The organism is Campylobacter lari (assembly GCF_001017575.1).
GTDB lineage: Bacteria > Campylobacterota > Campylobacteria > Campylobacterales > Campylobacteraceae > Campylobacter_D > Campylobacter_D lari_C.
Genome location: NZ_CP011372.1, coordinates 798,469 through 817,116 on the forward strand (window position 1 = coordinate 798,469; position 18,648 = coordinate 817,116).

At 29.2% G+C, this 18,648-nt stretch carries 20 protein-coding genes; 7 read left to right on the forward strand and 13 right to left on the reverse strand.

From position 1 onward, the window contains the following. Position 1 precedes the first annotated feature (1 nt). The 5 genes from CD56_RS04240 to CD56_RS04260 are packed head-to-tail and all read right to left on the reverse strand — an operon-like array spanning position 2 to position 3,860. Positions 2-628: an HAD family hydrolase gene (locus CD56_RS04240; protein ID WP_047208289.1), complete on the reverse strand. Its 627-nt coding sequence runs from the start codon at positions 626-628 to the stop codon at positions 2-4. Beyond that, a complete protein-coding gene (locus CD56_RS04245) occupies positions 625-957 on the reverse strand; it encodes a hypothetical protein (protein WP_047208290.1) in 333 nt (110 codons plus the stop codon). Before CD56_RS04245 ends, CD56_RS04240 begins: the two co-directional genes overlap by 4 nt. Beyond that, positions 954-2,579, reverse strand: coding sequence for a cation:proton antiporter domain-containing protein (locus CD56_RS04250; protein WP_047208291.1), 1,626 nt, complete (start codon positions 2,577-2,579; stop codon positions 954-956). The genes CD56_RS04245 and CD56_RS04250 overlap by 4 nt, the downstream gene beginning before the upstream one ends. A 21-nt stretch (positions 2,580-2,600) precedes the next feature. Next, positions 2,601-2,975: a heat shock protein transcriptional repressor HspR gene (locus CD56_RS04255; RefSeq protein WP_039618318.1), complete on the reverse strand. Its 375-nt coding sequence runs from the start codon at positions 2,973-2,975 to the stop codon at positions 2,601-2,603. A gap of 12 nt (positions 2,976-2,987) precedes the next feature. Continuing rightward, positions 2,988-3,860, reverse strand: a complete 873-nt coding sequence (locus tag CD56_RS04260; RefSeq protein WP_039628332.1) for a co-chaperone-curved DNA binding protein A — start codon at positions 3,858-3,860, stop codon at positions 2,988-2,990. A 149-nt stretch (positions 3,861-4,009) separates the two neighbouring features. Between CD56_RS04260 and CD56_RS04265 the strand changes: the two genes are divergently transcribed. Genes CD56_RS04265 through CD56_RS04295 form a run of 7 tightly spaced genes read left to right on the forward strand, consistent with a single transcriptional unit; the run spans position 4,010 to position 10,870 of the window. Beyond that, a complete protein-coding gene (locus CD56_RS04265; protein ID WP_047208292.1) occupies positions 4,010-5,428 on the forward strand; it encodes a DegQ family serine endoprotease in 1,419 nt (472 codons plus the stop codon). A gap of 12 nt (positions 5,429-5,440) precedes the next feature. Continuing rightward, a complete protein-coding gene (locus tag CD56_RS04270; RefSeq protein ID WP_039618324.1) occupies positions 5,441-6,115 on the forward strand; it encodes a response regulator transcription factor in 675 nt (224 codons plus the stop codon). Beyond that, positions 6,112-7,353: an ArsS family sensor histidine kinase gene (locus CD56_RS04275; RefSeq protein ID WP_039618326.1), complete on the forward strand. Its 1,242-nt coding sequence runs from the start codon at positions 6,112-6,114 to the stop codon at positions 7,351-7,353. Before CD56_RS04270 ends, CD56_RS04275 begins: the two co-directional genes overlap by 4 nt. A 7-nt stretch (positions 7,354-7,360) precedes the next feature. Then, on the forward strand, positions 7,361-9,388 hold the full coding sequence (locus CD56_RS04280) for an ATP-dependent helicase (protein WP_047208293.1): 2,028 nt from the start codon (positions 7,361-7,363) through the stop codon (positions 9,386-9,388). 54 nt (positions 9,389-9,442) lie between these two features. Then, positions 9,443-9,967: a thiol peroxidase gene (gene tpx, locus CD56_RS04285; protein WP_039628335.1), complete on the forward strand. Its 525-nt coding sequence runs from the start codon at positions 9,443-9,445 to the stop codon at positions 9,965-9,967. Positions 9,968-10,006: 39 nt separating this feature from the next. Next, entirely contained in the window at positions 10,007-10,612 is a 606-nt protein-coding gene (locus CD56_RS04290; RefSeq protein ID WP_039628336.1) for a Crp/Fnr family transcriptional regulator, read from the forward strand. 57 nt (positions 10,613-10,669) lie between these two features. After that, a complete protein-coding gene (locus CD56_RS04295) occupies positions 10,670-10,870 on the forward strand; it encodes a YgaP family membrane protein (protein ID WP_012661495.1) in 201 nt (66 codons plus the stop codon). On the opposite strand, the gene msrA is transcribed toward CD56_RS04295, so the two are convergent. From msrA to CD56_RS04335, 8 genes are all read right to left on the reverse strand, one after another. Then, the gene (gene msrA / locus CD56_RS04300; protein ID WP_047208294.1) at positions 10,854-11,372 is read right to left on the reverse strand and encodes a peptide-methionine (S)-S-oxide reductase MsrA; all 519 of its coding nucleotides are present in this window, start codon (positions 11,370-11,372) and stop codon (positions 10,854-10,856) included. The genes CD56_RS04295 and msrA overlap by 17 nt on opposite strands. Further along, positions 11,362-11,727, reverse strand: coding sequence for a hydrogenase maturation nickel metallochaperone HypA/HybF (locus CD56_RS04305; protein ID WP_039641489.1), 366 nt, complete (start codon positions 11,725-11,727; stop codon positions 11,362-11,364). The genes msrA and CD56_RS04305 overlap by 11 nt, the downstream gene beginning before the upstream one ends. After that, entirely contained in the window at positions 11,727-12,698 is a 972-nt protein-coding gene (gene hypE, locus CD56_RS04310) for a hydrogenase expression/formation protein HypE (protein ID WP_047208295.1), read from the reverse strand. Before hypE ends, CD56_RS04305 begins: the two co-directional genes overlap by 1 nt. Before the next feature lies 1 nt (position 12,699). Beyond that, positions 12,700-13,791, reverse strand: coding sequence for a hydrogenase formation protein HypD (gene hypD / locus CD56_RS04315; protein ID WP_047208296.1), 1,092 nt, complete (start codon positions 13,789-13,791; stop codon positions 12,700-12,702). Next, positions 13,778-14,059, reverse strand: coding sequence for a HypC/HybG/HupF family hydrogenase formation chaperone (locus CD56_RS04320; RefSeq protein ID WP_039618343.1), 282 nt, complete (start codon positions 14,057-14,059; stop codon positions 13,778-13,780). The genes hypD and CD56_RS04320 overlap by 14 nt, the downstream gene beginning before the upstream one ends. Beyond that, positions 14,059-14,793: a hydrogenase nickel incorporation protein HypB gene (gene hypB, locus CD56_RS04325; protein WP_039628341.1), complete on the reverse strand. Its 735-nt coding sequence runs from the start codon at positions 14,791-14,793 to the stop codon at positions 14,059-14,061. The genes CD56_RS04320 and hypB overlap by 1 nt, the downstream gene beginning before the upstream one ends. Before the next feature lie 63 nt (positions 14,794-14,856). After that, the gene (hypF, locus tag CD56_RS04330; protein ID WP_047208297.1) at positions 14,857-17,055 is read right to left on the reverse strand and encodes a carbamoyltransferase HypF; all 2,199 of its coding nucleotides are present in this window, start codon (positions 17,053-17,055) and stop codon (positions 14,857-14,859) included. Then, positions 17,036-18,550 (reverse strand): hypothetical protein, encoded by a 1,515-nt coding sequence (locus CD56_RS04335; protein WP_047208298.1) that lies wholly within the window; start codon positions 18,548-18,550, stop codon positions 17,036-17,038. The genes hypF and CD56_RS04335 overlap by 20 nt, the downstream gene beginning before the upstream one ends. Between the last annotated feature and the right edge of the window lie 98 nt (positions 18,551-18,648).

An 18,648-nucleotide genomic window follows, 5' to 3' on the forward strand; every position in this document is an offset into this window, starting at 1 on the left:
TTTAACCTTTCATGTGAGTTTGAATTTTTTCTATTAAAGTAGTTTTATCGTTAGCTTCATCTAAATCTTTAATTTCTTTTTGCCAAGAAATATGTATGTAATTCATCTTAGCATTTTTAGCACAAAGTCTGTCTTTTAAGCTATCGCCTATAAAAATACTTTTTTCATATTTTGCTTCATCTGCGATTAATCTTAACATCATAGGATCAGGCTTAGCTTCTATACCATAACTAACACCTAATATTTTATCAAAATATGAAAGAATGTTTTGTTTTTTTAAAATAGGTACTAAACTTTCCTGAGGCGCATTAGTAGCTATAGCTAGATAACAATCATTTTTTTTACAAAAATCCAAAACCTCAAGCACACCATCAAAAAGCACCACGCTTTGATCATAATGCTTGATAAAATACTTCTCATAACCTTCTTTAAAACTAGTATGTGAGTAAATATCAACCCCGTAAAAAATCTTAGCATAATTTTGCCCAGGAGTGTTGATAGTATCTAAAATAAACTCTCTTTTCAAAGGTTCTAAATTTAAATCCGCTCTTATTTCATTTACCGCACATACTATAGCATTAGCACTATCTATAAGCGTGCCATCCATATCAAAAATCACATTTATCAATATTCATCCTTAAATTTAATTTTATGCTTGTCTTTTTTGTAACTTTGGTTATTTTTTAGCTTATATAAGGCATTGGCTTTTGAAGCCAAGGTTTTTTGATCTAAACTCTCATTTAAACACTCATTTACAAAAATCTCCAAAGCCTTAGTATAGGTAGAATCCAAAAACACTGCTTGAACTTTTTCAAAGGTTTTAGCATTTTTTTGCATTCTTTCTCTAAAAAGTGTTAAATCAAAATCTTCCCTTTTTAATGCACTTACAGCAGAATTAGTAAATTTTTCTAAAGCTCTTACGTATTTAACTCTTAAAGCTTTTTCATCATTTTTCATTCTGCTGCACTTGTATTGATTCTACATTGTAATGCTTCTTGTACTAAATTTCTAGCTATTGAAGCTTCAGCATCCACAATGTGTAAATGTTTATCAGTATGTGGGAAAATGATCTTAGCACCTGTACCACTTATTTTTAAAACCGTTTGTATGGGCTTATTAAAGTTAGAAAGCACTTGGTAAAGCATATCAAGTTTAGCTTCATTGCTTATGGTTATAATAGCAACTGAGCATTCTTCTATATTGGCTACCTTTAGTGTTTCTACTTGGGCTACATTTGCAAAAAATACATTTTCATTTCTACTACGTCCAAGCTCAACTAAATTTAAATCACTTTCTAAAACTAGATATGGAATACCTGTTTTTTTAATCTTTTGCACCACTTCTTGGCCTAATCTTGCATAACCAAAAATAATAAAATGATCTTTCATTTTTTGATCGCATAGATAAAATTTAGCCATATCATTTTGTTCACCTTCAGCTACATTGGCTATTTTTCTAAGATTATTTAAAATAAAAGGCGTCGCAACCATAGTGATAATAGAAACTATAATAAAAATTTGTGCTGTTTTTTCATCTAATAATGAATTAACTTGCATTAGTGAAAACACTGCTAGTGCAAATTCTCCAATTTGAGAAATACTTAAAGCAGTTTTCAAAGCTACTCTTTTTCTTGTATAAAGAGCTAAAAGTCCATAAATTACAATAAATTTTATTAATAATACCAAGCTTACAAAAACAAAAATCAAAAACCAATTTTCAAAAACTATGTGAAAATCAATTTGCAAACCAACACTAATAAAGAAAAATCCTAAAAGTAAATCTCTAAAAGGAACCAAATCTGCTTCTATTTTGTGTTTGTATTTAGTTTCAGCTATCAAAGCTCCGGCTATGAATGCCCCAAGTGAATATGAAAAACCAAAAGAATGTGCTAAAAAGCTTGCTCCTATAACTGTAAAAAGAATTGTAGCGATGAAAATTTCATTTGCATTAGTCTTAATGATAAATTTTAAAACATAAGTAAAAAGATACTTGCCTATAAAATAAAGCAAAACAAGTAAAATCACAGCACTAACTAGGGTTGTAAGTAAAAGCTTTGAAATATCAGCATTTTGAGAGCTAAATATATCAATCATTAATAATAGTGGTATTACAGCAATATCTTGAAAAAGCAAAATTCCCAAAGCTTTTCGGCCATATTCTTCATTGATATCACCACTATCATTAAGTATTTTTAAAACTATAGCAGTGGATGATAAAGCTAGCGCAAAACCTGCTATCATTGCTATATGGTTTGCTATACCTAAAATATAAGTTACAAGTAAAGTACAAACCAAACCGCAAGTTAGCATTTGCAAACTTCCATTTAAAAACACTTCTTTTTTCATTGCTAAAAGATGTTTAAATGAAAATTCAAGTCCTATGGTAAACATTAAAAAAACTATACCAAACTCAGCTACATGGATAATGATTTCATTAGTACTAAAACCATAAAATTCACGCACAAATAAACCTGTAGCTATATAGCCTATAATAGTTGGAATACCAAATTTTTTTAAAATTACATTTAAAATTACAGCAAAAGCAACTGCAACTAAAAAGACATTTAAAAACTCTTCCACTAATTAGCCTTTTTTATTCTATTATTTCATTTTTTCTAAAAAAATTAAATCAAAATTACTTCTGTGCTTAACTACTGCTCTTGATTTTGAAGGATTATCTCTTCTATCAAGTTCCAATCTTAGTTCTTCAATGGTATTTTCAAACTCATCAATTTTTGTTTTTAGCTTTAAAATCACATCAACACCAGCCAAATTAACTCCAAGATCTCTTGTTAAGCGTAAAATCATTTTGATTCTATCTATATCTTTTTGAGAATATAGTCTCATTTTCCCATCGGTTCTGCTTGGCTCAACTAAACCTTCTTTTTCGTATTGTCTTAGAGTTTGTGGGTGTATGCTTAAGACCTTTGCAACAACACTTATAAGATACACCGGTTCATCATAACTATGCTCCATTGCATACTCCTTTTAAGGTAATTTTTCTTCTAAAATTTTTACAAATTCAGGATCAAGACTATTAATATCAGGTATTTTTACATTTAAAATTAAATACATATCCCCATAAAGGTCTGTTTTTCTATTTTGTACTCCATAGCCTTTAAGTCTGATTTTTTGATTATTTTTAGAATTTGGCGGTATAGTGATTTTAACTTCTTTTCTTGGGGTATGTACGCTGATTTTATCTCCAAAGAGTGCTGTTTTTAGGCTAATTTCAACTTTTTTGTATAAATCATCATCTTCTCTTTCATATTCATCACTTTTTTCAAGCTCTACTTTTAAAATCAAATCTCCTTTTTGTCCTTGAAAGCTTTTTCCCTTACCTCGTATGCGTAGCTTTTCGCCATCTTTTATACCATGTGGAATTTTGATTTTAACTTGTTCATTATTGATATTTATGGTATGCTCACCACCTAAAATTCCTTTTTCAAAAGGAATTTTAACACTTGCTTGTAAGTCTAAATCCTCTTCAAAGCCGCCAAAGCCGCCAAAACCACTTCTAAAATTATTACTAGAGCTAAAACCTCTACCAAATCCTCCAAAACCCCCGCCAAAAATATTATTCAAAATATCATTAATATCAGCTCCGCCTGCATTTCTTGAAAAATCATGAAAACTTTGCCCACCAAACATAGAATCACCATATCTATCATATTGAGCTCTTTTTTTCTCATCGCTTAAAATCTCATAAGCGGCATTGATTTCTTTAAATTTTTCTTCAGCACCTGCTTCTTTATTGATATCTGGGTGATATTGTCTTGCTAATTTTCTATAAGCTTTTTTTATCTCATCTGCGCTAGCATTTTGCGAAACACCTAGTGTTTCATATAAACTATTACTCATTTATTATCCCTTATTTTTTATAAGATTATATCATAAACTTTAGTCTTAGTCAATCAACTTTTATAAGTTTTAAAACTAAAGGTTTTATTTACAATTGTGTAAAAATAAAATTTTATACTTGCATAAATTGATTTTACAAAGGATAATACATGAAAAAAACTATGATTCTTTCTTTGGCATTAGCAACTACTCTTTTTGGTGCTAGTATTGATTTTAAGCAAGCAGATGATAATGTAAAAAGATCTTTACCAACTGATAATCAAAATACTATACTTTCTTATCATGATTCTATACAAAAAGTTAAAAATTCAGTTGTCAATATCTCAACTTCCAAAACCGTTCAAAGTAATTCCTTTGGGATTGATGATTTTTTCAATGATCCTTATTTTAAACAATTTTTTGGTTTTGATTTTCCACAAGCTCCAAAAAGTAAAAAGAATAAAAAAGAAGTAGTAAGTTCACTTGGATCTGGTGTAATTATCTCAAGTGATGGCTATATTATAACAAACAATCATGTTATAGAAGGTGCTGAAAAAATCACTGTAAATTTGCCTGATTCAAGTACTGAATATAAAGCTAAATTAATCGGCGCTGATCCTAAAACAGATTTAGCGGTGATAAAAATAGAAGCAAAAAATTTACCTGCAGTTGTTTTTGCTGATTCGGATAAATTATTAGAAGGTGATGTAGTATTTGCTTTGGGTAATCCTTTTGGTGTTGGAAGCAGTGTTACAAGTGGGATTATTTCAGCCTTAAATAAAAATAATATAGGTTTAAATCAATATGAAAATTTCATTCAAACTGATGCTTCAATTAATCCTGGAAATTCAGGTGGAGCTTTAGTAGATAGCAGAGGAGCTTTAGTTGGAATTAATTCAGCTATACTTTCAAGAAGTGGTGGAAACAATGGTATAGGCTTTGCAATCCCTTCTAATATGGCAAAATCTATTGCGCAAAAACTCATTGAACATGGAAAAATAGAAAGAGGATATTTAGGTGTAGTTATAGGCGCTTTAACTCAAGATATTAAAAAAGCTTATACTAATCAAGAAGGTGCTTTAATAACAGAAGTTCAAAAAGACTCAGCAGCTTATAATGCAGGATTAAAAAGAGGCGATTTGATTATAAAAGTAGATAAGACTGTGATTAAAAGTCCTATGGATTTAAAAAATTATATAGGAAGTATTGATCCAAAACAAGCTATAGAAGTAACTTATGAAAGAGATAATAAAATCAAAACAGCTAAATTTATGCTAAAAACAGATGAAAAATCACTACAATATGAAAAAGGTTATATTGATGGTTTGAAATTAGTAGAGCTTGATTCTAAAAATAAACAACAATACCGCATACCTGAAAATATTAGTGGTATTTTAATCACTGAAGTTACTCCAAAATCAAAAGCAGAAAAAATAGGCTTTGAGCAAGGTGATATTATTATAGGTATTGATCAATATGAAGTTTCAAATTTTAAAGAATTATCTAAGGTTTTAGAATTAAATAAAGGCAAAGAATATGTTAAAATTTGGATTAATAGAGGCGGTATGGTTAGAGCTTTACTTTTTTAAGAAAGGAAAAAAATGACAAATATTTTAATGATAGAAGATGATTTAGAATTAGCAGAGATTATAGCTGAATATTTAGAGCAATTTGATATGAAAGTAGATATTGCTCATGAGCCTTATATAGGTCTTTCAAGACTTGCTTTAAATCCTTATGATTTAATCATTTTAGATTTAAGCTTGCCTGGGCTTGATGGACTTGAAGTGTGTGAAGAAATTCGTAAAAAATATGATACACCTATTATCATTTCAAGTGCAAGACATGATATTAGCGATAAGGTTGCTGCGCTTGATTTGGGTGCTGATGATTATTTACCAAAACCATATAATCCTCAAGAACTTCAAGCAAGAATTAAAAGTCATTTAAGAAGAATTTCAAACACCAAAACCGCTCAAACTCAAGTTAAAAAAGATCTTGTATATGATAAATACAAACATACTATCACTATGAAAGATCAAGAAATTAGCTTTACTAATGCTGAATTTGATATTTTGAGTTATTTGATTAAAAAAGAAGGTGGAGTGGTAAGCCGTGAAGAACTTGTGTATAATTGTAGCTCTATTAGTGAAGATTCTAGCAATAAAAGCATAGATGTAATCATTAGCAGAATCAGACAAAAAATCGGAGATGATCCTAAAACTCCAAAGTATATTCATTCAATCAGAGGCATAGGATATAAATTAACTCAATGAACAAATCATCGATTTTTTATACTATAACCTTTGTTTTCTTGCTTGCTAGTGTTAGTGTGATTTTGGCATTTTTATGGCTTATAAAATATGATCAGCAAAATTACACTAATGAGCTTAATGCGAAATATTCTTTTATAGCTAATGCAAGATTGTTGTATTTTAATCGTGTAATTAGTGAAAAAGAATTTTATGAGCAAACAAAAAATTACAAAATGATAGAACTAACCGCGCCATCTTCTATAAGAAAAATTATTTACAAGGCTGAAACTATAGCACGTGCTCAAACTAGCACGGGTGTAGTTGAAATTATTACTTTAGAAGATAATGTGTATTTAAAAATCATCTTTGATGGAAAACTTTATTTGTACAAAGATTTAGAATATCAAGGTTATCGTTATTTTGTGATTAAGCTTATTGCTAGTATAGTTGTAATGGTTTTATTGATTTTATATATTTTTATCATTAGAAAATTAAAACCACTTAGAGCTTTAAAAAGACAAATAGATAAATTTGGCGAAAATAAACTCAATGAAATTCAAAATGTCAGTAAAGGTAATGATGAAATTTCTCAAGTAGCAACAGCCTTTTATGAATCTATTTTAAGAATTCAAAAACTAAACACTTCAAGGCAGTTTTTCTTAAGAAATATTATGCATGAGTTAAAAACTCCTATCACTAAAGGTTTAATTACTTTAGAAATGCTTGAAGATAGCAAATATAAAGAAAGATTAGTAGGCGCTTTTAATCGTTTGGAAATTTTGATTAATGAATTTGCAGCCATTGAACAAATTACCTCAGGTGCTGGTTTGATTAATTTAAAAAAATACAATATCTTAGATCTTTTAGATGAAGCTAAAGATATAGCTATGAGTGATGACGAAAAGGTAAAAATTAGTATAAAAGAAAGTTTTAGTGTCAATGTGGATTTTAAACTCTTTACTACTGCGATGAAAAATATGATAGATAATGCGACAAAATACTCTGATGAAAATTGCGTTACCATAGAAATAACTAAAGATTATCTTTGTTTTAAAAACAAAGGAAAAGCCTTAGATAAAGACTTAAAATACTACACTCAAGCCTTTACGCAAGGCAAGAAAAATAAAGATAGTTTTGGACTTGGTTTATACATTGTTAAGACTATTTTAGATTCTCATAAACTTACGCTTTATTATGAATATAAAGATGGTATCAATCATTTTTATTTTAACGATATACAAAATATAATTTTAAACTAGGAAACTCATGCCCTTATCGCGTTTAAATGAAGAACAATACAAAGCTGCTAGTGCTCCTTTTGGACACAATCTAATCATAGCAAGTGCAGGCACGGGTAAAACTTCAACCATAGTTGCAAGAATAGCCTTTTTACTTCAAAATGGTATAAAGCCTGAAAAAATTATGCTTTTAACCTTTACAAACAAAGCTAGTAAGGAAATGATAGAAAGACTTGGTAAATATTTTGATAAAAGCATTACTTCAAAAATCACAGCAGGAACCTTTCATAGCACTGCTTATTCCCTACTTAAAGAGTTAAATCATGATATTATTTTAAAACCTGCAAGTGAGCTTAAAATTCTTTTACGTTCCATTTTTGAAAAACGTACTTTTCATCATCTAAGTGATACTAAACCTTATATGCCAAGTTATTTGTATGATGTGTATTCTTTATTTCAAAATACTAATGCAAATTTAGATGAATTTTATAATTGGTTTTGTCAAAATTATGATGAACAAGCTGTTTATGCTGAAATTTATGAGGATATTTTAAAAGAATACGAAGAAGAAAAAGCACGTTTTAATTATGTGGATTTTAATGATTTATTGATCAAATTAAAACATGTTTTAGCTTCACATCATTTTGAATTTGATGAGATTTTAGTAGATGAGTACCAAGATACTAATACTTTACAAGGTTCATTAATTGATGCTTTTAAAAGTAAAAGTTTATTTTGTGTGGGTGATTATGATCAAAGTATCTATGCTTTTAATGGGGCTGATATTTCTATTATAGGAAGTTTTAAAGATAGATTTGTCGATGCAAATATTTTTACTTTAAATAAAAACTATCGTTCTAGTAAAAATATACTTGCACTAGCTAATAAAGTGATTTTAAACAATGAAAGATTATATCCTAAAGAATTAATTGTAACTAGGGAAGGAGATTTTAAAGCACCAAGTTTACTAACTTTCAATGAATTATTTGATCAATACTCTACCATAGCAAAAATAATCTTACAAAGCGGGGTTAATCTTGATGAAATTGCTGTTATTTTTAGAAACAATTCTAGTGCAGATGGAGTAGAAGTTGCCTTAAGAGAACTTGGTATAGCAAGCAAAAGAAAAGGTGGGGGAAGCTTTTTTGAAAGCTTGGAAGTTAAAAACTTTTGCTCTATGCTTGCAATCGTGCTTAATCCAAAAGATATCATGGCTTTTATACACTTGCTTGAATACACCAAAGGAGTTGGTGGGGTTTTAGCAAAAGATATTTTTGATGCTTTATTAAAACTGGGGCATTCTAGTTTGATTAAAGGCTTTTTAAATCCTGATAGTAGTGTGAGTTTAAAAAAATACAAAAAGCAAAGTTACCAACTAGGACTTTTTGATGATATTGAGGAGCTAGCCTTGCCTTCAAGGTTTAACTTAGAAAGTGAATTTAACACCCACCCTATTTTAAGCCTTCCTAAAATTAACGAGTTTTGTGCGAAAAATCTTGAAAAAATTTATCTTTTTATTAAAAAAGCAAGTGAGTGTAAAGTTTCAACTCAACTTGTAAATTTGATCTTAGAAAATGATTACTTTAAAGAAATTTGTGATATTTTAGCAACCAAAAGAGCGACTAATAAAAACTCCAATGTTGACTTAAATAAAAAAAGTGAAATTTTAGAAAAAATCAATGCAAAAATGTTTGTATTAAAAGAACTTGCTAAAAATTACAGTGATAATTATAAATATTATAATTTTCTTACTCTTGGCGCTAGTGAAATGAGTAGTGGTAGTGGGGTCAATCTTTTAAGCATACATGCTAGTAAGGGACTTGAGTTTGAGCTTGTATTTGTAATTGATCTTGCACAAGGAAGATTTCCTAATCAAAAACTCATGAGCATGGGTGGAAGTTTAGAAGAAGAAAGAAGACTTTTTTATGTAGCTGTAACTAGAGCTAAGGATACTTTATACTTAAGCTATGCAAAATATGACAAGATTAAAAAAAGCAATTATCAACCTTCATGTTTTCTAATCGAAGCAGGTATGTGCAAAGAAGAACAAAAATAAGACTTTATTAATCTTTTTATATTATGATTAATAAAAATCATTCAAGGAGAAAAAATGAATAGTGTATTATTCAAAGGAAATAAAGTAAATTTAAAAGGAAATAACATCCAAGTTGGCGATATGGCTCCAAATATCACCTTAAAAGCTAAAGATCTTTCAGGTGTTGAAATTGCTCCAAAAGACAAAACTCAAATTATTATTAGCGTACCAAGCCTTGATACTCCAGTATGTGCAACTGAAGCTAGAGAATTTAACAAAAAAGCAGCAGCAAGCGGTGTAGAAGTAATCGTAGTTAGCATGGACTTACCATTTGCTATGGGTCGTTTTTGCTCAACTGAAGGTATAGATAATTTAACTGTTGCAAGTGATTTTGTTTCTAAAGAATTTGGTGAAAAATATGGTGTTTTAATGGCTGATGGTCCACTTGAGGGAATTTTAGCTAGAGCAGTGTTTGTAGTTAAAGATGGTGTGGTTGCTTATAAAGAATTGGTAAATGAAGTAACAGAACTTCCAAATATGCAAGCTTTAGAAAGCTTCTTTGGTCAAAGTTGTGGATGTGGTGGTTGTGGTTGCCACTAAAATTTAAAAGCCTTTTATAGGCTTTTAAAACTTAAAAATATGGAAAATTTTCTTTCTCATTTTGAAATAGAAAAACAAGATCTCAAACTTATACAAGAGCACTTACAAATAATAAACATTGAAAAAGACTTTAAGGTCAATGATAAATGTTTAGGATTTATAAAAATTTTAAAAGGCGAACTTAGAGCTTTTATTCTAACTCCAAATGCAAAAGAAATAACACTTTTTCACCTTAAAGAAAATGATGAATGCGTTATTTGCTCTGAGTGTAATATGGATGGTATATCTTATGATGTTTTTATACAAAGTACCCAAAATACAAGTATAGCCATCATCCCCTCATCAATTTTTCAAATTTTAAAAGAAAAATACCCAAAAATTAATAATTATGTTTTAAGTTTAATTACCAAGCGTTTTAATACCTTAATCAAAGTTTTAGAACAAGCTTTATTTATGCCTTTATCTTCTAGAATTTGTGATTTTTTAAAAGAAAATGCTAGTAATAATACTTTAAAAATTACCCATGAAGCTTTAGCTAATCACTTAGGAAGCGCTAGAGAAGCTGTTTCAAGAATTTTAAAAGAATTAGAAAAAGAAGGTAAAATCAAACTTGAAAGATCTAAAATAATACTAATTTCTTTGTAACTTTATCACAGAAATACTTTTAAAATTTATTTATAATATCAACAAAAAGGAGAAATTATGAGTAAATTAGAAAGAGTGCTAAGAATAGCTTTAGCCATAGTGGCATTTTCTTTAGGAGTTTATTTTTCAACTTGGTGGGGATTATTGGGTTTAATTCCTTTATTAACAGGTATTTTTGCTGTTTGTCCTATAAGAGTGCTTAGTGGAAAACAAGCTTGTCCACTTGGGGTTTGCCCTATTTCTAAAAAGAAAAATTAGAATGATTTGCTAGTTTTTCTAGCTTTGGTGCGATGATAAATCTACAATAAGCTTGGCTGGGATTATTTTTAAAATATTTTTGATGATAATCCTCAGCCTTATAAAATTTTTCTAATTTTAAAACTTGTGTAATTATAGTTTTAGTGTAATATTTTTGTACTTTTTGTAAAAAATCACTAATGATTTTTAATTCCTCATTAGTTTGATAAAAAATAACTGATCTATATTGCATCCCCTCATCAGCACCTTGTTTATCTAGGCTTGTTGGATCATGCATTTTGAGAAAAATTTCTAAAATTTTTTCTAATGAAATTTGTTTTTCATCATAAATTATCTTAGCTACTTCTATATTTCCATCACCATTTATCACGCTTTCATAACTTGGATTTGGCTTACCACCACTATAACCTACTTCTGTATAAACTACGCCTTTAATTTCATCAAACACAGCTTGAGTACACCAAAAACAACCCGCACCTAAGATGATTTCTTTATTTGTCATTGTTTTCTAAATCCTCGTTTTCTTTTAAAACAAGTTGCATAAGATAAAGTTCTTCTCCATCTATGATTTTTAAATCTTTATCTTCGCATTTTGGGCACCAAAAGATATTATTTTCAAGCACTCCACTAAAATGGCATTTTTGACACTCAACTACTACTTCTTGAATATGCATAATAAATTTAGCATTCTTACACAAAGGACTATTTTCTTTAAAAGTTTCAAAGCTTCTTTGCAAAAGTGGAGGCTCAACCCCACTTAAGCGCCCTATTTTAACATGCACTTCTTCAATAATTTTTCCTTGAGCGTATTCTTCGCAAAGCTCTAGCAAAGATTCTGTAATACTTAACTCATGCATTAGCAAATTCTTGGTAAAAGTTCGCCTTTTGGAGCTTCTAAAATACGTTTTGCTCCATAAGCATTTTCTAAAACCACTCTTGCTTTTTCATTAGCTGTGATTTCACCTATAATGGCCGCATTAGCATTAAATTGTTTTAAAATTTCTAATGCTTTTTGCTTATCTTTTTTATCTACACAAATAATAAAAGTTCCTTCATTTGCAAGCTCATAAGGCTCATACCCAAAAAGCTCACAAACCCCTAAAACTTCATCACAAACTGGAATTTTTTCTTCATATATTAAAAGCTCTAAATTACTTAATTTAGCCCATTCATTTAAAACCGCACTAAGCCCACCGCGCGTAGCATCACGCATTGCTTTTATAGAAATATCTGCATTTAAAAGTGCTAAAACTTCATCTTTTAAACTTTTGCAATCACTTTGGATATTTGCCTCTAAATTATTTCTTTCAACCAAAACCGCACAACCATGAGCTCCAATATCCCTTGAAACTAATATACTACAACCACTTTTTAAGTCTTTGGTGTTGATTTTTTGTATATTTTTACCTATACATGAAGTGTTAATATATATCTCATCGCCTTTATTTTTAGGAACAACTTTAGTATCCCCGCAAACTAGTTTTACTCCTGCTTTATCGCATTCTTCTTTTATAGATTTTAGTATAATTTTTAACTTTTCTACCTCAAAACCCTCTTCTAAAATCAAAGCTAGTGATAAATATAGCGGTTTTGCTCCCACCATTAATACATCATTTACGCTACCACAAACTGCTAATTTTCCTATATTTATATCTTTTAAAAAGATAGGATTTAGTACAAAAGAATCGGTGCTAAAAGCCAAATCATCTAAAATAGCAGCGTCATTTGCTTCTTTTAAAACATCATTTTCAAAAATAGAAAAAATTTCACTTATCAAAGCATTCATTTCTTCGCCACCACCACCGTGGGCTAAAGTAATTTGTTTCATTTTATGCCTTATCTTGATAGTATTTATAATAAGCCGCACAAGCTCCTTCACTAGAAACCATACAGCTACCTATGGGATTTTTTGGAGTACAAGCTTTTGCAAATACCTTGCAATCATAAGGCTTAGCTAAGCCTCTTAAAATTTGACCACAAATACAAGCTTTGCTTTCATCTTTACTTTGCACTTTACAATCAAACACTTTGCTAGCATCTAAGTGTGCAAATTCATCTTTTAAACAAAGCCCACCATTTACAATCACTCCAAGACCTCTAAATTCAAAATCACAAGGTTTAAAGTATTTTTCCACCAAAGACTTAGCTTTTAAATTTCCCTCTTTGCTAACTACTCTGTGATATTCATTATAAACTTCAAAAGTATTTGCATTCATTTGCTCTACTATATTTAACACGCTAAGCATTATATCAACCGGTTCAAATCCACTTACTGCTATAGGTGTTTGGTATTTTTTAGCAATAGGTTCATAAATGTTTGATCCTGTGATGACACTTACATGAGAAGGTCCTAAAAAGGCGTCAATTTTTACATTTTCATCTTGCATGATAGCTTCTACTGCGGGTGGAACCAAAACATGATTGATATGAAAAAATAAATTTTTTAAATTTAAAGCCATGCTTTTTTCTATAATCACTCCACTCATAGGTGTAGTTGTCTCAAAACCTATGGCAAAAAAGATTATATTTTTTTCAGGGTTTTTTAAAGCTATATCTATCACATCCAAAGGTGTATAAAGCGCTCTAACATCAGCTCCTTTAGCTCTAAGGTCAATTAAGCTTTCATAACTTCCTGGCACTTTAAGCATATCGCCTAATACACAAAAGATAGTATTTGGCATACTTGCAAGCTTTAAAGCCACATCAATACGCTCTCTTGGCATAACACACACAGGACAGCCTGGGCCATGAACAAAATTAATTTCTTTGGGTAATAAATCAGGCAAACCAAATTTCATAATACTATGCGTATGTCCACCACAAATTTCCATGATATTAATAGGCTTAGTAATTTTAGAAGCAATAAGTTCTTTTAGGGCTAAAATTCTTTCTTTATCTCTAAAATCATTAATTAAATCCATTTTTTAGCCCCATATCGCCTTCATTTTCATCAATTTGTCCATTTTGCATTTTCTCTGCTATATCAGTATAAATTTTTAAACTCTCTTGCGCAGCTTGAGTGTCGATTTTTTCCATAGCAAAACCTACATGTATAAGCACATAATCACCTACTTTTAAAGGCTCACTTATTAAATCCAAACTTACTCTTCTTTTAACCCCTAAAGTTTCTACTATGGCTGAATTTAGCTCATCAATTTCTAAAATTTTAGAAGGTATAGAAAGACACATTAGTTAAGCTCCTTTTTCATTTTTAGATAATTTATCCAAAGATCAAATCCTGTTTTTGTTTTGCTATCTAAAATCATAATATCTATTTTAGGATTTAGCCTTTTAGCAGCCATAGAAGCTGCTTTAAAATCAAAGTCAAAATGCTGAGCTAAATCAGCTTTAGTAATGACTAATAAATCAGCCTTTCTAAACATCACTGGATATTTTTCTACCTTATCGCTACCTTCTGTTACTGAAAGTAAAACTACATTTAAATGCTCGCCCAAATCATAACTTGCAGGACATACTAAATTTCCTACATTTTCAACAAAAACTATATCAAGTTCGCTAAGTTTAAAATGATGTAAAGCTTCATGCACCATAAAAGCATCTAAATGACAAGTTTGTCCTGTGGTGATTTGATGAGCTAAGCCTCCTGCTTTAATAATGCGATTTGCATCATTGTTAGTTTCTAAATCCCCTTCAACCACGGCTATTTTTAAATCATCTTTTAAAGTTTTTATAGTTTCTTCTAAAAGCGTTGTTTTACCGCTTCCTGGAGAACTCATTAGATTAATACAAAGAGTATTATACTCATTAAAATGCTCTCTATTATGAGCTGCTTGATGATCATTTTTTGATAAAATTTTACTAATAACATTAATAGTTTTTTCATCTTTTAAAGCCGGATTTTCATGATGGTGATCATGATGATGTTCATGTCCATTAATAGAACAGCCGCAATCTTTACACATAATCTTTCCTTTATATTTTTATTTTATTGTATATAAAAAAGTATTAAAAAAATATGAGTTTTATTAAGTTTTTAAAGATAAATAATGTACAAGTTGTCCAAGTGCAATAGAACTATCATTGCAAGGAAATTGCAAAGAAGTTTTATAAGCAAATTTTTTTCGATCTAAAATTTCAAGTAAGGTTTTGTTTTGAAATACTCCGCCACACAAAAGCACTTCTTCTTTAAAATCTTTTGAATATTCTATAATTAAATTTGCAATGCCATTAAGCAAACCTGTGCTAATTTTAACCTTATCTTTATCTTCTAAAGCTTGTAAAAAAGCATTTTTAAAGTAAATTTCTTTTTCTTTGATATCAAATTTGTAACTATAATCAAGATTTTTATCATAATATTTTTCCATCAAAAGTCCAATTTGCGCTTCATAATCAAGCCTTTGTATATCAAAAGCAAAAGCGCCAAAAGCATCAATAATCCTACCAAGAGAACTTGTATATAAAGAGCTTTGAGTGTGAATTTTTTTAAGATTGTTTAATTTTACTTGAGAAAATTTAGCTAAAAACTCGCTAGCTTTGCTTTCTAAATTAAAATCAAAAATCAAAGCTAAAGCTAAATTTGCGATATTTTTAATATCTGCATTAATTAGTTTGAAATTTTTAAAATGATTTAGCCTTTCATAGCTTTTTAAACTCGCTCTAAAAATCTCCCCACCCCAAATTTTTCCATCATCCCCATAACCCGTTCCATCAAAAACAAAGGCCAAAACATCATTTTTGTAAATTTTGTGTTCAAATAAACAAGCACACAAATGTGCATAGTGATGTTGCACACGAAAATTTTTATAATCTCTAAATTCTTTTACATAGTTAAATTGTGGGTGTTTATCACTTAAAATATGATCAAAATTTAGTTTATAAGAGTTTTGAAAGAAAGTTAAAATTTTAAAAAATCTCTCTTGTATGTCTAAACTTTTCATATCGCCTATATAAGGAGAAATAAAAATTTGATTTTTAAAAAAACATGCAAATTCATTTTTTAGCTCACTTCCTAGAGCTAGAATATTTTCTTTTACATTAAAAATACCTGCTGTGTTGATATAAAGTGGGTTAAGGCCTCTTGAAGTCCTTAAAAACATTACTTCTTTATCAATAACTTGAGCAATACTATCATCGCTTGAATTGTGTATTGCTCTATCATAATCAAGATAAAAATCAAATACATCACTAAGTTGTTCTAAGAGTTTTGTTTCTTCATAAATAATGCTTTGTGAGCTTAAATTAGCACTTGTTGCAATGATAGGTTTTTTAAAATGCTCAAAAAGCATTAAATGTGTTCCCATATAAGCTAACATAATACCTATTTTATTAGTATCTGGCGCTAAGCTTTTATGGATATTTTTGCTATTTAAAATAACTATGGGTTTTAAATTTGAAGTTAAAAGTTTTGCCTCGGCCTCATTGATAAAAGCTAATTCCTGAGCCATTTTAAGATCTTTTACCATAATAGCAAAAGGCTTTTTAGGGCGATTTTTACGTATTCTAAGTTCATTTATAGCATTTTCATTTGTGCTATCACAAATTAAATGAAACCCACCCATACCTTTAAAAGCTATGATTTTACCTTCTTCTAAAAGCTTTGCAAGCAAGATAAAAGCTTTTTCATCTTTGGCTAAAATATTTTGATTTTTATCTTTTAAAAAGATAGTAATTTTACATTTTGGACATGAAAGTGGTTGAGCATGAAAGCGACGATTAGCGGGATCTTCATATTCACTTTGACAAAAAGAACACATTTTAAACTCATCCATAGTCGTATTAGCTCTATCATATGGGAGTTTTTTTATAATAGAAAATCTTGGTCCACAATTTGTGCAAGTGATGAAAGGGTATTTAAAACGTGGATTTTTCTCATCATAAAATTCATTATAGCAATCCCCACAAAGAGCAAAATCACTCAAAATCGGACTAAATTTTTCACTATCTTTTGAAGTACTTATGCTAAATTCATTATAAGTTTTTTGAAGTTTTTTATAAGAAAAATTAAAATCATCTATCCTAGCTAAAGGTGGTAAATTAGTAAAAAGTTTTTCTTTAAAAATTTCTAATTCAACATTGTTACACTCAAGGATTATAACAACACCTAAGCTATTATTATAAACTTCACCTTTTAAATTAAGCTCTTTAGCTATATTAAAAACAAAAGGACGAAAGCCAACGCCTTGCACTAGCCCTTTAATATGAATTTCATATCCAAAGTGGGACATCACTTAACTTAAAAAATGGTATGTGTTTAAATACATTTTTACTAAGGCTTTTGTGCTCAAACAAACTTCCACTAAGCACGGCACAATCAACTTGTTCTTTAGCCTTTAAATCATCAAATAAATCTCTTAAAAAATACGCCAAACTCTCAACAACACCTAAGGCTATGATTTGATTTTCTACTCCAGCAAGCTTAAAACTCATCACACTTCTTAGTGTTTTAGTATAATCAAATTCTTTTTGCTCATTAAGCTTAAAGTCTATCCTAACGCCTTTTGCCATTTTACTCTCATCCGCTAAAGCCAAAAGCGCTAATGCGGCACTTTGCACATCTTCATCAAGCTCTAAAATCATCCCTACCATGCCAAAAAGATTAAAAAAATTATTAGCCATATTTAGTTTTTTTCGTACTAGGGTAAATTCTTTTTCATAATTAGCTAATAATCTCTTAGCAACATCATCTTGACTTATAGCTTCATAAAACTCATCAAAGCTTTTTGGTAAATTTAGTTTTAAAAGATTGATTTCTTTATCGAGTAAAATAATATCATCATTTCTTTTACTAAGTTCTAAAAGCAAAGGCTTTTTTTCTTTAAAATCAGACAATATACAAGAAATTCTTGCAAAATTTTTATCTTCTTTTTGAAAAATCAAATTTTTAAACTCAGGTAAAATATAATCATAACCCCTGCAAACTACTAGCTCATTTTCGATTAAAGCCACTTCAAAATCATCCTCAAAATGTTCTAGCTTTTTAAAATTTAAAAACTTAATTCCTTCTTTTTCAAGCTCAAAACATAAGGCAAACAAGAAAAGATTATCGTATATTTTTATTTTAAAATACTCATGATTTAATTGATGATTTTGTCTAAAAATAGCATTAAATTTAAGTTTCATTAGAGGCTTTTCAACCCCTGCTAAGATTTTAAACTGCTCGTTATTACAAGAAAAAAATGCATTGATATGCTTTGGATCACTTGGCATTAAAAAATCATCTAATGCTTCATTAAAAATTTCAAAAGCATATATTCCTTTTGAGCTTTTAAAATATATTTTTTCTTTGTTTTTTAATTTTTCTAAGGCTTTTTTTAAATTATCGCAGAAATTTTCTTTAGTGATTTTTATAAAATCTTCTTCTATCTTAAACTCTTCTTCTACAAAAACACCCCATTCATTTTCTAAAAGCTCGCCATTAGTATAAGCATTTGCATTAAGTCTTGTTAAAAAGCTTCTTTTAGTGAAGTTTTTTTCTTTTTTTATAGGTGTAAAATCTTCTTCTATAACTTTTAAGTCGAATTTGTTTAAAAAAACACTGTGGCTGATATTTTCTAAATTAGAACAAAAGGCTTGAATTTCATCTTTTTCGCCTTTAACTTTAATAATGATTTTTTCATCTTTTTGCTCATAATTATACACATAATCTTTAGCATAATAAGCTAACAAATACTCAAAAATATCGTTTTTAGATTTATAATCAAAAGTAATTTCTAAAAGCAAGTTTAAAACCTTAAAATTAAATTTTTAAAGCATAAATATAACAATTTTAATTCTAAGGAAAGCTTAAACAAGCTATCTAAAATATAGATAGCTTGTTA

What these genes read in the sequence shown, in the direction of transcription:
- CD56_RS04260 (WP_039628332.1), bottom strand. Translation starts at nt 3,860, where the DNA reads ATGAGTAATAGTTTATATGAAACACTAGGTGTTTCGCAAAATGCTAGC.
- tpx (WP_039628335.1), top strand. Translation starts at nt 9,443, where the DNA reads ATGAATAGTGTATTATTCAAAGGAAATAAAGTAAATTTAAAAGGAAAT.
- CD56_RS04270 (WP_039618324.1), top strand. Translation starts at nt 5,441, where the DNA reads ATGACAAATATTTTAATGATAGAAGATGATTTAGAATTAGCAGAGATT.
- CD56_RS04255 (WP_039618318.1), bottom strand. Translation starts at nt 2,975, where the DNA reads ATGGAGCATAGTTATGATGAACCGGTGTATCTTATAAGTGTTGTTGCA.
- hypD (WP_047208296.1), bottom strand. Translation starts at nt 13,791, where the DNA reads ATGGATTTAATTAATGATTTTAGAGATAAAGAAAGAATTTTAGCCCTA.
- msrA (WP_047208294.1), bottom strand. Translation starts at nt 11,372, where the DNA reads ATGACAAATAAAGAAATCATCTTAGGTGCGGGTTGTTTTTGGTGTACT.
- hypE (WP_047208295.1), bottom strand. Translation starts at nt 12,698, where the DNA reads ATGAAACAAATTACTTTAGCCCACGGTGGTGGTGGCGAAGAAATGAAT.
- CD56_RS04280 (WP_047208293.1), top strand. Translation starts at nt 7,361, where the DNA reads ATGCCCTTATCGCGTTTAAATGAAGAACAATACAAAGCTGCTAGTGCT.
- CD56_RS04290 (WP_039628336.1), top strand. Translation starts at nt 10,007, where the DNA reads ATGGAAAATTTTCTTTCTCATTTTGAAATAGAAAAACAAGATCTCAAA.
- hypB (WP_039628341.1), bottom strand. Translation starts at nt 14,793, where the DNA reads ATGTGTAAAGATTGCGGCTGTTCTATTAATGGACATGAACATCATCAT.
- CD56_RS04295 (WP_012661495.1), top strand. Translation starts at nt 10,670, where the DNA reads ATGAGTAAATTAGAAAGAGTGCTAAGAATAGCTTTAGCCATAGTGGCA.
- CD56_RS04320 (WP_039618343.1), bottom strand. Translation starts at nt 14,059, where the DNA reads ATGTGTCTTTCTATACCTTCTAAAATTTTAGAAATTGATGAGCTAAAT.
- hypF (WP_047208297.1), bottom strand. Translation starts at nt 17,055, where the DNA reads ATGTCCCACTTTGGATATGAAATTCATATTAAAGGGCTAGTGCAAGGC.
- CD56_RS04245 (WP_047208290.1), bottom strand. Translation starts at nt 957, where the DNA reads ATGAAAAATGATGAAAAAGCTTTAAGAGTTAAATACGTAAGAGCTTTA.
- CD56_RS04305 (WP_039641489.1), bottom strand. Translation starts at nt 11,727, where the DNA reads ATGCATGAGTTAAGTATTACAGAATCTTTGCTAGAGCTTTGCGAAGAA.
- CD56_RS04265 (WP_047208292.1), top strand. Translation starts at nt 4,010, where the DNA reads ATGAAAAAAACTATGATTCTTTCTTTGGCATTAGCAACTACTCTTTTT.
- CD56_RS04275 (WP_039618326.1), top strand. Translation starts at nt 6,112, where the DNA reads ATGAACAAATCATCGATTTTTTATACTATAACCTTTGTTTTCTTGCTT.